Origin of the sequence: Streptomyces muensis (genome assembly GCF_021474425.1) — a bacterium.
Lineage (GTDB): Bacteria > Actinomycetota > Actinomycetes > Streptomycetales > Streptomycetaceae > Streptomyces > Streptomyces muensis.
Genome location: NZ_JAKEIP010000009.1, coordinates 26178 through 39723, shown reverse-complemented (window position 1 = coordinate 39723; position 13546 = coordinate 26178). Strand labels below are relative to the sequence as shown.

The window sequence follows — 13546 nt, the reverse complement described above, 5'->3', positions numbered from 1 at the left end:
GTCGCACCATTCGGGACGATCACACGGGTTACGCCCACACCCCTACGGCCCTATGGCGGGCGCTTCCGCGCAGGTGAGAGGCCATGTCCGGCCGGGGAGGTTTGCCTCGTCCACAAGTGGTGAGACGCGTGGGATGCCGAAGCACAGCGTCACCGCCGCGGACCCCGCTGCCACCCCCGCCACGCCGCCGCCACCTGCGGCTTCGAAGCAGCGGGACGCCTACTTCGACAACGCCAAGTACGCGGCGATCGTCCTGGTGGCGGTCGGCCATGCGTGGGAACCGCTGCGGGACGGCAGCCGGACGGTGGACGCGCTGTACATGCTCGTGTACGCCTTCCACATGCCGGCGTTCATCGTGATCTCCGGCTACTTCTCCCGTGGCTTCGAGGGGCGCCCGCGGCAGCTCGAACGCCTGGTGAGCGGACTCGTCGTCCCGTACGTGGTCTTCGAGACGGCGTACACCCTGTTCACCCGATGGACCGACCAGGAGCCGGACCGCCCGGTCAGCCTGCTGGACCCGCTGTATCTGACGTGGTTCCTGGCGGCCCTGTTCCTGTGGCGGCTGACCACCCCGCTGTGGCGGCGGGTGCGGCTGCCGCTGCCCCTCGCGCTCGCGATGGCGATGCTGGCCACCCTGTCGCCGTCCATCGGCAACGACCTGGATCTCCAGCGTGCCCTGCAGTTCCTGCCGTACTTCGTGCTGGGGCTGTCCCTGAAGCCGGAGCACTTCCGGATGGTCCGGCGCCGTGCGGTGCGGATCGCGGCCGTGCCCGTGTTCGCGGGCGCGTTCGTGGTGGCGTACTGGGCGGTTCCCCGGATGACCGGCAGCTGGTTCTACCACCGGGACAGCGCCGAGGAGCTGGGCGCGCCCGCGTGGTACGGGGTCGTGATGACGCCGGTCCTGTTCGCCTGCTCGCTGGTCCTGGTGGCCTGTTTCCTCGCCTGGGTGCCGGGGCGGCGGCTGTGGTGCACGGTGCTGGGGACGGGCACGCTGTACGGCTATCTGCTGCACGGTTTCGTCGCGCAGGGCTCGAAGTACTTCGGCTGGTACGACCCCGCCTGGGTCCAGCGGCCGCTCGGCGCGGTCGTCGTCACGGCCGTGGCCGCCGTGGTGGTGACCCTGCTGTGCACGCCGCCGGTCCGGCGGGCGCTGCGCCTGGTGGTGGAGCCGGACCTGCGGTGGCTGTTCCGGCAGAAGACGGGCGAACCTGCGCGGGACCGGGCCACCGCAGGGGGCTGACCGGTTGCCGTCAGGTCTCCTGGACCAGCCCGGCGATGTGCGCGGTGACCGTGTCGAGGATGGCGGTCCAGGCCGCGTCGTCGCCGAGTACGAGGTAGTTGAGGGTGAGTCCGTCGGTCATGGCGGCCAGGTAGCGGGCCAGGACGGGGACGGGGACGCGCAGCCGGAGGCCCATGGTCTGCCGGAGGTGGTCGATGAGCTCCGCGTAGGTCTCGGCGTAGAGCTCGTACTGGCGGCGTGCCAGGTGCTCGAAGCCGGGCCGGCGCAGCGCGTACTGGGTGAGCTCATAGGTCAGCATGTGCTCGTCGGGGTGGGCGCGGACGTGGTCCCAGTAGGCCTGGAAGCCGGCCCGGACGGTCTCCTCCAGGGTGGCTCTGGGCCGTATGGCGTCCTTCACCAGCGTCACGGAGTGCTCGGTGAGGGTGGTGATGACGGACTCGACCAGCTCCTGCTTGGAGTCGAAGCAGTAGTGGAAGACGCTCAGCGAAACGCCCGCCTCGGCGGCGATGGACCGGGTCGTCGTCCTGGGGACGCCGTCCCGGCTCATCGCTCTGATCGCCGCCTCGGTGAGCTGTCGCCGCCGCTCGGCGGACGGCAACCGTGCCATGGAACCCCTCTCGTGGGTGTCAGCTGCTGTGGACGCCGACCTCGTGGAGGGAGTAGCCCCAGTCGGTGCCGCGCTCCACGCCGTGGACGCGAACATACCTGGCCGGTGTGCCGGCGAAGCGGGCCGTGTCCAGGCCGCCGTCACCGGCGGTCGTGGACCAGGCGGTCCGCCAGACTCCGTCGGCGGAGAGCTCGATGCGGTACGACTTGCCGTACGCGCGCTCCCAGTCGAGGGTGACCCGCTTGACGAGCTGCGTGGAGCCGAGGTCGACCTGGTACCACTGGTCGTCGCTCCAGTCGCTGGCCCAGCGGGTACGGCTGTCGCCGTCGACGGCGCGGTTCGGCTGGTAGCTGGTGAACAGGCTCCATTCCGAGGAGCTGGCGGACGTCGCCGCGCCGCTCGCGAGGTTCACCCCGGACGCGTGGTTCTCGGAGGCCGCCCAGGTGTCGAGGTAGGACTCGGCGCCCCGGAAGAGGTCGTCGACCACGTCCTGGCCGCCGACGCGCCGGATGTCCTCGATCCAGTCCGGGACGAGGCCGTAGTGGGCGGCGCCGTCGGTGTTCAGGTCCCAGGTGCGCTGCCCGGTGGTCTGCCGGTCGATGACGGAGCCGCCGTCGACGCTCTTGAACGGGTACGTCACCTTGTTGGGCGCGTCCGCGCCGCGCGGTCCGGGCCAGCCGCCGACGCCGTTCATGTCGGTGCCGTAGCCGTATCCGACGCCGTACTTGTCGCGCAGGGCCTCGGTGCGCTTCGCCTCCGAGATGAAGCCCTCGGAGCCGTGCATGTACTGGGCGATGAAGCCGCCGAGGCCGTAGACCCGTTCGGTCCAGTCGAGGTCCATCCAGCTGTGCGAGGACAGGACGCCGGGGTAGGACGCGGACTCGAAGATGTCGAGCACCCGGCCGGTGGCCTTGACGCTCATGTGGTCGATCTCCAGCATCATCTTGCGTTTCATCATGCCGCGTACGGCGTATTCGCCGAGGTCGGTGAGGCCCCGGACGTTGCACTGGGCGTCAGCGCTGTACGAGGGGACCTCCACGCCCGCCGGGAGCTCGTCCTCGGCTTCGGGGGCCGCGGCGCCGCCGATGGGGTTGTCGTGCTGCGGGCCCTTGCAGGTCTCGGTCTTCCAGAAGGTGCCGGTCGACAGGAACTGGCCGACGTTGATGGCCGTTCCCAGGGCGCCCTCGTCGAAGCGGACGCCACACAGGGCGTTGTCGAACTTGTGGCACAGGAACATGCTGCGCACGCCGAGCGCGTGGAGTTCGTCGAGCCCCTTGTCGATGTCCTCCTTGCTGCACTGGGCGATGTCCAGGACCTGCTTGCAGCCGAAGGGCTCGGAGGTCTCGACGCCGAGGATGACCGCCAGCTTGCCCTGTTCGATGACCTTCCGGGCCTGGGCGCTGTCGGTGACGATCCGGAACCAGCCCTTCCCGGTGCCGCCGTACATCTTGTCGACGAAGGCCTGCATGTCGTACGTCAGCTTGGCCTGGAGTCGGATGGAGGTCATCTCGTCGCAGGAGCGGTCCTTGAAGAAGTACACGGAGCAGATCACGCCGTTGGTGACGAGGTCGTTGACCAGGACGCGCTGGCCGCCGCGCCAGGCCCGCTCGACCCAGGCGTAGTAGTTCTGCTGGTGGGTCAGCGAGTCATGGGCGGGCCAGTCCTTGAAGGTGGGCCAGCCGACCGGGTCGTGCTTGCCGTCGCCGCCGTTGGTGATGAAGTCGAAGATCGCGAGGGAGCCGTCCGGGTAGTGCTCGGGACAGTCCTTGAGGGCGTCGGCGACGCCTGCCTCGGAGAACGGCTTTCCGCAGATCAGACGGCCGCCGAAGGCCTCGTTGGAGAAGATGTGGTCGTGCGCGTCGACGAAGCCGCGGACCTCGCCCTTGGCGTTGGTGCCGGTGAAGGGCTCTCCGGTGACGTCGACCTGCGAGTCCGGCGCGGGCCGTGCGGTCGGCTCCCACCAGTCGGAGCCGGCCGCCGAGCTCGGGGTGGGGCCGAGCGTGAGGGACAGCACGAGCAGGAGGAGCGACACAACGGTGACGTTCTTGCGTCGGCGGTACGGGCGTCCGGCACTGGTCACAGCCCACGTCCCTCGGTCGGCGGGAGAGCGGGGTCGAGTTGTCATGACCTCGCACAATGTGCGACGAGGATGGCCACTCCCGCATGCCGAGTCAAGAGTCCGGGACAGATGACCTACTTGCCGGACGGAGATGAACTCCTGACGAGCGGTCGGTTCACACCGGGTGCGTGACCCGGATCTTCGACTGACCGTGCGGGAGCTTCTCCCAGTCCGTCATGAAGCGGGCCCGCAGGCCGTGTTTCCCGGCCAGGGCCACGAGGGTCTCGGTCCGGTAGTAGAAGTCCTCGCGCAGGACATGGTGTTCCTGCCCCTCGGTGCGGTCGAAGGTGAAGTCGAACCAGCCGCCCGGGGCGAGCACCCGGCCCACGTTGGCCAGACACTCCTCGATGACCGGGAGCGGCGAGTGGGAGAAGACGCTGTGGGCGTGGACGACGTCGAAGTGCGCGTCGGGCAGGAACCGCAGCGTCAGGTCGCGCACCGGGGTCAGCGTGGGGAGCCGTTGCTGCAGGCCCATCTGCACGACGGTGTCCTGGGCGGCGAACAGGATGTCGGGCGAGATGTCGATGCCGTAGTAGTGGCCGGGGTCGAGGTGCCGGATGAACCGCCAGCCGCCGCGCAGGTTGCCGCACCCGATCTCCAGCATCCGGTGCTCGGGGCGCAGACCGTGGCCCAGCAGGTAGTCGAACTGCATCGCCCCGAGCGCCAGCCACCGCTCCCGGTTGTGACTGCCGACCGCCGCGTCCGGGTTCGCCCGGGTGTCGGAGCGCATCACGGCACGGTAGTAGGACACGTGGTCCGGGTGCCGGCGGCGCAGCCACATGTCACGGGCGGTGCGGGCCAGATGGCGGGGCACACGGTCGGGGTGACGCAGGGCGTAGGCCACGCGATGGCCTAGGGTCGCACGGTTGGCGGTGAGGTTCTTGGCCGGCATGGGTGAGGCCTCCCTGGGACGCGGTACCACCGAGGATGCTCAATGGGCCGCCGGGACGCCACAGGGGCGGGCAGGCGGATGTGCGGCCGGTGACTTTCGCCGGGAACAGGGGATGCCGGTGACTTTCGCCGGGACAGGGGATCCTGGAAGCCGGATGCGGATCGTCAGCGCTGTCGCCGTTCTCGCCGTCGCGAACCTGCTGAACAACTGGCTCGCGCGGGGCCCCGCCCTGTACGTGGTCGTCTGTGTGACCGCGACCGCGGCTCTGCTGCTGATCGCGCGGTGGGACGGGCTCACCCTGGCCGACCTGGGGCTCGACGGGGCGGCCGTGCGCAGAGGGCTGCGGTGGGTGCCGGTGCTGGTCGGGGTCGTTCTGCTGGTGCTGGTGCTGCTTCTCGTCGCTCCCGCCGGGCGCGAGGCGTTCCGGGACGCCCGGGCCGCCGATCTGTCCGTGGGTCGGCTGCTGTGGGTGACGTTGGTGCGGGTGCCGTTCGGGACCGTGCTGCTGGAGGAGACGGCGTTCCGTGGGGTGCTGTGGGCCATGATCCGGCGGCGGCACGGCACGGCGTGGGCCACGGGCGTGTCGTCGCTGCTGTTCGGGCTGTGGCATCTGATGCCGGCCCGGGGCGTCAACCGCTCCAACGCCGCCGTCGGCTCCGTCTTCGGGGACGGTGCGGCCGGGGTGGCACCGACGGTGGCCGTGGCGATCGTCGCCACGGCCGTCGCCGGGGTCGTGCTGTGCGAGCTGCGGCGCCGCTCCGACAGCCTGCTGCCGCCCATGGCGCTGCACTGGGCGGTCAACAGCCTCGGTTACGCCTTTGCCTGGGCGGCGGCCCGCTGGTGGCTGAGCGGCTGAACTCCGGGCTCCGGCTCAGGGAATCGGCTCAGGCATTCGGCGTCAGAAGTTGATCATGTGCCCCGCGAGGCCGTGCACCGCCTCCTTGACCGCCTCCCCGAGGGTCGGGTGGGCGTGGACGTTGCGGGCGACCTCGTGCACGGTCAGGTCCCACTGCTGGGCCAGGGTCAGTTCGGGCAGCAGTTCGGTGACGTCCGGGCCGATGAGGTGGGCGCCGATGAGCTCGCCGTGGGTGTCGTCGCTGATCAGCTTCACGAAGCCGGTCGCGTCACCGAGGCCGTGCGACTTGCCGTTCGCCGTGAAGGGGAACTTGGCGACCTTGACGTCGTAGCCGAGTTCGCGGGCCTGGGCCTCGGTGTAGCCGAAGCTGGCGACCTGCGGCTGGCAGTAGGTGGCGCGCGGGATCATCACGTAGTCCAGCTCCATCGTCTCGGCGTCCGCGATGGTCTCGGCGGCGATGATGCCCATGGCCTCGGCGGCGTGCGCCAGCATCAGCTTCGCGGTGACGTCGCCGATGGCGAAGATGTGCGGGACGGAGGTGCGGCAGCGGCCGTCGACGTCGATCGCGCCGCGCTCGGTGACACTCACGCCGGTCTTGTCCAGGCCGTAGCCGTCGATGTTCGGCTGGAAGCCGATCGCCTGGAGCACCTTGTCGGCCTCCAGGACCTGCTGCGAGCCGTCCTTTGCGGTGACGGTGACGCGCACCTGCGGGCCGGACTCGTCGATGGCGTCGACGCGGGTGGAGGTCAGCACGTCGATGCCCAACCGCCGGTACTGCTTGGCGAGTTCGGCGGAGACCTCGGCGTCCTCCAGCGGTGCCATCCGGTCCAGGAACTCCACGATGGTGACCTTCACGCCGTAGTTGTGAAGGATGTAGCCGAACTCGACGCCGATCGCGCCGGCGCCCGCGATGACGATCGACTCCGGCAGTTCCTCGGCCAGGATCTGCTCCTCGAACGTCACCACGCGCGCGCTGCGCCGGGTGCCGGGCAGCAGCTTGGGCGTGGCGCCGGTGGCGATGATGCAGTGTTCGAAGCCGATGGTGCGGGTCTCGCCGTCGTAGCCCGCCACCTGGAGGGTGTGCGGGTCGAGGAAGGTGCCGCGGCCGTCGATCTCGGTGATCTTGTTCTTCTTCATCAGGTAGTGGACGCCCTTGACCCGGCCGTCCGCGACCTTGCGGCTACGGCGGAACGCCTCGCCGAAGTCGAAGGTGACCTGTCCGTCCACCTTGATGCCGAAGGTCTTCGCCTCGCGGGTGAAGATGTGCGCCAGTTCGGCGTTGCGCAGCAGCGCCTTGCTGGGAATGCAGCCCACGTTCAGACAGACGCCGCCCCAGTACTTCTCCTCCACGACCGCCACCCGCTTGCCCAGCTGGGCGGCGCGGATGGCGGCGACGTAGCCGCCGGGGCCCGCGCCGAGGACCACGACGTCGAAGCGCTCGTCCTGCTCGACCATGGAGAGTTCCTTCCTGAGTACGACGTCCTGCTCTGCCGGTGCCGGTGCGCCAGGTGATGGCGTCCGGCTTCTTCCAGCATGACCGCATCCACGAGGTTGTGTGGCGATGCGGGAGGGTGACGACGATCTCAGGTGGCGGGTGCCCCGATGACGGTGATCCGGTGGCGGCCCGGCGCCTCGGTCAGCCGAGGCACACGAGGTTGAGCACGCACAGCTGCGCCGGCGAGGTCGCTTCCGGTGCGGGGCTGGACGGTGAGGTGGCGGTGCCGGAGTCGGAGCTGTCGGTCGCCGACGGGGCCGGCGTCTGCTGCTCGGCCGACGTCGCGCCGCTGTCGCCGGAGCCCGAGCCGGACCCGGATCCGCCCGAGGTGGACCCGCCGGAGTTCGCACCGCCGCCGGTTGTGACGCTCTGCGACTGCGGGGCCGTGGTCGCCGCCGGGCTCGGGGAGGAGGCGACGTCCGGTCGGGTGAACTCCCTGGTCGTACGGGGCGTCGTGATGGGCTCGCGCGCGGTGTCGGTCGGGGACGCCTTCGAAGGTGTCCTGCCGGTGCGCGAGGCCTCGCGGGTGTCCGCCGGAGTGGACACCGGGCGGGTGAGCTCGGTCTCCTGCTGCTCGGCGGTCGCCGTGTTCGGCCGTTCCGGCGCGGTGGCCGCCTGGGTCTTGTCGCCGCCCTGCCGGTCCATCGCGGACACGGTCAGTCCGCCGCCGACCAGGGCGACGGCGGTCGCGACGACGGCCCGGCGCTGGTTCTTCTTCCACCGGGCCCGCTGGCGACGGCGCGCCGCGCGGCCCATGGGGGCCGTGGTCGGTGCGCCTTCCACGTCCTCCACGCCTTCCGCGTCTGCGGACGCCGCGAGCGGCGCGGTGTGCGCCGAGCCGGCCGTGGGCGGCCCCGACGGAGCCGGCGTCTCGTCACGGAAGTAGCCGTCGTACCAGGTGTCGGCGGCATGACCTCCCACCGCGGAGGGAGCGATGTCCGGGGCGTAGGCGCCGCACCCGGGGCACACGAGGGCCCCGTTGAGATGCCGACGGCACGAGGAGCAATAGTCCATCTGCGGTCTTTCCGTTAGCACGCGGTATCGAACGGCCTGAACGCTAACGACGCTTTGGACAGGCTGTGTGCAGCCCGAGTGATGCTCCTGCACAGATGTGCCACGAAGTGTGTGTGGACCATGACCACTCAGATGTCACAGCACCCCTCCTGGCGCATACGGCGGCTCACCTCCAGCCATTCCTGGGTCGCGCGCCGCCCTGCCGGCATGTCGAAGGCGTCGACCAGCTCCGACTGCTCGAACAGCACGCCTCCACGCAGCACGGCCGCCGTACGGATCAGCGACGCGAAGTCGGTGAACGGGTCGCCGTCCACCACGGTGAGGTCGGCGAGCTTGCCCTCCTCAACCGTGCCCAGGTCGGCGTCGGCGCCGAAGACGCGCGCCGGCAGCAGGGTCGCGGTGCGCAATGCCTCGGCCGGTGACAGGCCGGCCCGGTGCAGGGCACGCAGGGCCAGGTGCAGATGCAGGCCGACCGGGACGAGCGGCTGGTCGGTGCCGAGCGCGACCATGCCGCCGCCCGCGAGGATCCGCCGGTAGACATTCATCTCCCTTGCCAGCGTGGCCAGTTGAGCCTCGGTGGGCGGCTGTCCGGCCTGCTGACGGACCATCGCGGTGTCCCACGGCGGCATGAGCGCGGTGACGCGCGGGTCGTCCGCGAGGGCGGGGTCGGCGCCGAGCAGGGCCAGCGCGGTGAAGGGAGTGGCGACGAGGTGGAAGTCGGTGGCGGTGTAGATCTCCTCGACGTCCTGGTACGCCCGCCCCGTCGCCGATGTCGCGTGGCCGAACTCCAGCCGTTGGGTCGCCTGGAGGTGGGTCGTCAGGTCCTGTCCCAACTGCACACCGGGGCTGCACAGGTGGCTGCCGCCGCGCACCCCGAGCCGCCGGTGCGCGAAGTCCGCGGCCTCCTTCATCATCCATCCGGGGGCGCGTACGTACGTCTTCACGAAGTCCCACTCCAGCGCGGCCCCGCGCGCCAGCGAGCGGTGCAGGCCCTCGCGGGTGCGATGGGCGCGGCCCATGCTGTAGGCGACCCGCGCGCCGTCGAGGAGTTCGCCGGTGGTCAGCAGCCGGGGTCCGGCGAGGGCACCGGCGGCGACGGCCTCCCGGATGCGGGCCTGTTCGTAGGCGAAGCCGCCCAGCGAGACGGCCGTGGTGATGCCGTACGCGAGTTGGAGCGCGGTCTGGCGGCCGCCGTACGTGGTCTGCCAGGGGTGGGTGTGCGCGTCCCACAGGCCCGGGATCACGGTGCGTCCGCTCGCGTCGAGACGGTGTGCGGCCGGGCGGCCGGCGCGGTGCGGGGAGACCTCCGCGATCCTGCCGTCGCGGACCACGACGTCGATGTCCTCGCGGACGTCCGATCCGGTTCCGTCCCAGAGACGGCCCGCGTGCACGACCGTGTCCGCCGGGCGGGGCCTGCGGTAGTCCAGCGGGACGCGGACGGTACGGGTCCCGCCGCCGCGGATGTCGACGAGGCGCAGCCTGCCCGCGGAGAGGTAGAGCAGGGTGCGGGCGTCGGCGGACCAGGAGGGGTGGTCGGCGGGTTCGGTGGTGAGCCGGCGTGGCTCGCCGTGCGGGGTGCCGTCGGCCCGGACGGGCAGCAGCCACAGCGCGGACTCGGCGACCACGGCCATCCAGCGGCCGTCCGGGGACCAGACGGGCCCGGAGTCGTAGCGGTCGGAGAGCGAGGTGTGCGGCGCGAGGGCGTGCAGGGCGGCGGACCCGTCGGTCGTGTCGACGACGCGGATGAGGTTGTAGCCCTCGCGGAAGCGCTGGTTGAGGCGGTTGCGGTCGCACAGCGCGAGGTGGCGGCCGTCGGGCGACCAGCTGGGGCGGCCGGGCAGTCCGCCCGCGCCGAGCGGTGCGGCGAGGACGCGTTCGGTGCCGTCGGCCAGGTCGCGGACCACGAGGTTGCCGGACATGTCCAGGCAGGCCAGCCGGTTCCCGTCGGGCGCGAGGGCGGGGAAGACCCGGCCGCCCTCGGCGAGTACGGCCTCCTCCCCCGAGTCGAGGTCCCGGCGCCGCACGGCGAACAGTCCGTCGCGGTCGTCGGCGTACACGAGCGCCCTGCCGTCGGGCGTCCAGGTCGGCGCCGACACATAGCGGGTGGCGGGGACCTGGAGCACCTTGCGGGGTGCGCGGCCGCCCGTGGTCCCGGCTGTCCACAGCGCGTTGAGCGCGGCGAAGGCGACGCTGCGGCCGTCCGGTGAGAGGGCGGGCAGGTGCAGCGCGCGGACGGGGCGGGTGCCGGTGCCCTCGAAGTCGTACGTCTTGGTGCGGTAGCGGGGCCGGTGCACGGGCAGCGTGGCCGTGAAGGCGAACTCCTCGCCGTCGCCCGGCTCGTCCGGGTCGACCAGGCGGAAGTGTCCGTCGACGGTGAGGAGCAGCCGCTCGGAGTCCGTCCAGCGGGGCGGCGCGGGGAGTACGTCGCCGTCCACGGCGACCGGCCTGCCGTCCACGACGAGGGTGCAGGAGGCCGAGGGGGCGGCCGTGGTGCGCAGGTGGGCGAGGCGTCCTGCGGGCGAGACGGCGGGGGTCATGAGCTGGGCGCCGGAGTCGTCGGTGTGCTCGGTGGTGACGGGACCCGAACCGTCGGCGGCCACGGACGCGATGGTGTTCGCCCTCAGGGTGCCCGTCGCGGTGACGCCGGCCCGCACGAACAGCACCCGCTCACCGTCCGGCGACCATGCCGGGTCGAAGTCCTCCCAGCCGGCGCCCTGTCCGGGGCCCTGCTGGCCCGGGCGTCCGGTGAGCCGGGTCAGCGCGCCGGTGCGCACGTCCACGACCCAGATGCGGTAAGGGGCGCCGGTCACGGGGTCGCCGCCGCGCTCGGAGGCGAACGCGATCCGGGTGCCGTCCGGCGACCAGGCCGGGCCTCGGTCGTCCCACGGTCCGTCGGTGAGCTGGCGCGGTCCGGTGCCGTCGGGCCGCAGCGTCCAGAGGTGGAAGCCTCCGCCGCGGTAGGCGCAGACGACGAGGCGGCTGCCGTCGGGCGAGAACTGCGGGCGGGTGGGTTCGAGGCCGGGTGCGGTGAAGGGGGTCGCGGAGCCGCCGTCCCTCGGGATGGACCAGAGCACGTTCTGGACCTCGGCGACGAGCCGGTCACCGGAGGGGGCGAGGGTCGCGGAACCGCCGGTGGCGGCGGTGAAGGAGAGGGAGGTCCCGGTGGCGGCGGCCGTGGCCGGTGTGCCGGCGCCTGCGGCCGCCGTGGCCGTGGCCGCCGCTGTCGCGGTGGCGGTGGCCTGGAGGAATCTGCGGCGGGAGAGCGGGCCGGTACGGCGGGTGTCCGATGCGGCTGACGTGTCGTCGAAGTCCAAGAGGGCTCCCGGTGCGCGGAGTTGACGAGCCGGACAGGAGGGACTCCCGAAGCCTGCCCGGTCACCGGCCGTCGATCGCCTTCGAGCGAAAATTTCGCGCAATCCGGCGACTCTTTCCTGAGGGCGGGCGCCTGGCGCATAGTGAGGGCGCTGTTCTTCGACCCCCGAAGGGACGATTCGTCCCGACGAAAGGACGCGATGACGCGGAAGAAGGCCCTGGTGGTCCGGGGCGGATGGGAGGGGCATCAGCCGGTTCGGGCGACCGAGCTGTTCCTGCCGTTCCTGCGGAGCAACGGATACGCCGTCCGGATCGAGGAGTCCACCGACGTCTACGCCGACGCCGCCGAGATGGCCGCCACGGATCTCGTCGTCCAGTGCGTCACGATGTCGCAGATCGGCGCCGAGCAGTTGGCCGGACTGAGCGCGGCCGTGGTGTCCGGCACCGGCTTCACCGGCTGGCACGGCGGCATCGCCGACTCGTTCCGGGCCTCCTCCGACTATCTCCACCTGGTGGGCGGGCAGTTCGCCACCCATCCGGGCAAGGAGCCCTGTGAACGCGTGGGCGGCCAGGAGGACAACTACCTGCCCCACGGCATCAACTTCACGGAGCTGGGCCGCGAGCACCCCGTCACGGCGGGCATCGAGGACTTCGAGCTGAACACCGAGCAGTACTGGGTGCTCCACGACGACCTGATCGACGTCCTGGCCACCACCACCCATCCCGCCAAACCCTGGCAGCCGTGGCATCGGCCGGTCACCTCGCCGGCGATCTGGACCCGACGGTGGGGCGCCGGACGCGTCGTGGTGACGACGCCGGGGCACAGCCTGGACGTCCTGGAGAACCCGAACGTCCGCACCGTCATCGAGAGGGGCATGCTGTGGGCGACGCGCACCGCATCGGCGTCGTAGGGCTCGGCGTCATCTCCCGCGCGTACCTGGACACGCTCGTCGGCCACCCCCTCGTGCGGGTCACCGCGGTCGCCGATCTGGACGCCGCCCGGTCGGCCGCGGTCGCCGCCGAAGTGCCCGGCGTTCGGGCGCTGACCGTCGCGGAGTTGCTGAGCAGCCCGGACGTGGACACGGTGCTCAACCTCACCGTCCCCGCGGCCCACGCCGAGATCGCCCTCGGCGCCATCGGGCACGGGAAGCACGTCTACGGGGAGAAGCCGCTGGCCGCCGAACTCGCCGACGCGCACGCCGTGATCGACGCCGCCGCGCGGGCAGGGGTCGGTGTGGGATGCGCGCCGGACACCGTCCTCGGCACCGGCCTGCAGACGGCACGGGCGGCCGTGGCGGCCGGGAGCATCGGACGCCCCCAGTTCGCCACGGCCGTGATGGTCACGCCGGGCCACGAACGCTGGCATCCGCACCCCGACTTCTACTACACGGCCGGTGGTGGCCCGCTGCTGGACATGGGGCCGTACTACCTCGCCTCCCTGGTCCATCTGCTCGGCCCGGTGCGGGCCGTGACGGGGGCGTCCGGCCGGTTGCGGGCCGAGCGGGTGATCGGGTCCGGCCCACGCGCGGGCGAGCGGATCCCGGTCGAGGTGGACAGCCATGTCTCCGGCGTCCTGGAGCACGTGGGCGGCACCCTGACGACGATCACGACCAGCTTCGACGGCGTGGCGACGACCGCCGCGCCGATCGAGGTGCACGGCGAGACGGGCACCCTCGCGGTCCCGGATCCGAACCGCTTCGACGGTGACGTACGGCTCTTCGAGCTCGGCGCCACCCAGTGGCGTACGCTCCCGCCCTCGGCAGGCTACGTCGACGGCGCCCGGGGCGTCGGACTGCTCGACTTCGTCACGGCCGACGGACAGCGGGCACCCCGCGCGAACGGCGAACTCGCGCTGCACGTACTGGAGACGATGACCGCGCTGCTGCGCTCGTCGGCCGAGGGACGGCGTATCGAGCTGACGACGTCGGCGGAGGTACCCGCGCCTGTTCCGCTGACGGCCGCGGACGCCTGGCAGGGCCACGGGGCCGGCTGACCCGCACCCGGTGAACGG

10 protein-coding genes are annotated in these 13546 nt (G+C 71.6%); 4 read left to right on the top strand and 6 right to left on the bottom strand.

From position 1 onward, the window contains the following. Window positions 1–133: 133 nt before the first annotated feature. A complete protein-coding gene (locus L0P92_RS04445; protein WP_234761163.1) occupies window positions 134–1240 on the top strand; it encodes an acyltransferase family protein in 1107 nt (368 codons plus the stop codon). 10 nt (window positions 1241–1250) lie between these two features. Here L0P92_RS04445 and L0P92_RS04440 read toward each other — a convergent pair whose 3' ends face one another. From L0P92_RS04440 to L0P92_RS04430, 3 genes are all read right to left on the bottom strand, one after another. Continuing rightward, window positions 1251–1847, bottom strand: a complete 597-nt coding sequence (locus L0P92_RS04440; protein ID WP_234761162.1) for a TetR/AcrR family transcriptional regulator — start codon at window positions 1845–1847, stop codon at window positions 1251–1253. A 19-nt stretch (window positions 1848–1866) separates the two neighbouring features. After that, complete coding sequence (locus L0P92_RS04435; protein WP_234761161.1) at window positions 1867–3927, bottom strand: galactose-binding domain-containing protein; 2061 nt, start codon at window positions 3925–3927, stop codon at window positions 1867–1869. Between the two features lie 154 nt (window positions 3928–4081). Beyond that, window positions 4082–4858: a class I SAM-dependent methyltransferase gene (locus L0P92_RS04430; protein ID WP_234761160.1), complete on the bottom strand. Its 777-nt coding sequence runs from the start codon at window positions 4856–4858 to the stop codon at window positions 4082–4084. A 154-nt stretch (window positions 4859–5012) separates the two neighbouring features. On the opposite strand from L0P92_RS04430, the gene L0P92_RS04425 reads away from it, so the two are divergent. Next, the gene (locus L0P92_RS04425) at window positions 5013–5714 is read left to right on the top strand and encodes a CPBP family intramembrane glutamic endopeptidase (RefSeq protein WP_234761159.1); all 702 of its coding nucleotides are present in this window, start codon (window positions 5013–5015) and stop codon (window positions 5712–5714) included. Window positions 5715–5756: 42 nt separating this feature from the next. On the opposite strand, the gene lpdA is transcribed toward L0P92_RS04425, so the two are convergent. The 3 genes from lpdA to L0P92_RS04410 form a co-directional block, all read right to left on the bottom strand. After that, the gene (gene lpdA, locus L0P92_RS04420) at window positions 5757–7169 is read right to left on the bottom strand and encodes a dihydrolipoyl dehydrogenase (RefSeq protein ID WP_234761158.1); all 1413 of its coding nucleotides are present in this window, start codon (window positions 7167–7169) and stop codon (window positions 5757–5759) included. 181 nt (window positions 7170–7350) lie between these two features. Further along, complete coding sequence (locus L0P92_RS04415; RefSeq protein ID WP_234761157.1) at window positions 7351–8223, bottom strand: SCO2400 family protein; 873 nt, start codon at window positions 8221–8223, stop codon at window positions 7351–7353. Between the two features lie 128 nt (window positions 8224–8351). Beyond that, entirely contained in the window at window positions 8352–11537 is a 3186-nt protein-coding gene (locus tag L0P92_RS04410) for an amidohydrolase family protein (protein WP_372497196.1), read from the bottom strand. A 198-nt stretch (window positions 11538–11735) separates the two neighbouring features. Between L0P92_RS04410 and L0P92_RS04405 the strand changes: the two genes are divergently transcribed. Together L0P92_RS04405 and L0P92_RS04400 are read left to right on the top strand one after the other, a co-directional pair. After that, window positions 11736–12446, top strand: coding sequence for a ThuA domain-containing protein (locus L0P92_RS04405; RefSeq protein ID WP_234761155.1), 711 nt, complete (start codon window positions 11736–11738; stop codon window positions 12444–12446). Beyond that, window positions 12416–13528 carry a Gfo/Idh/MocA family protein gene (locus tag L0P92_RS04400; protein ID WP_234761154.1) on the top strand — a complete coding sequence of 371 codons (1113 nt, stop codon included), beginning with the start codon at window positions 12416–12418 and terminating at the stop codon, window positions 13526–13528. The genes L0P92_RS04405 and L0P92_RS04400 overlap by 31 nt, the downstream gene beginning before the upstream one ends. Window positions 13529–13546 lie beyond the last annotated feature (18 nt).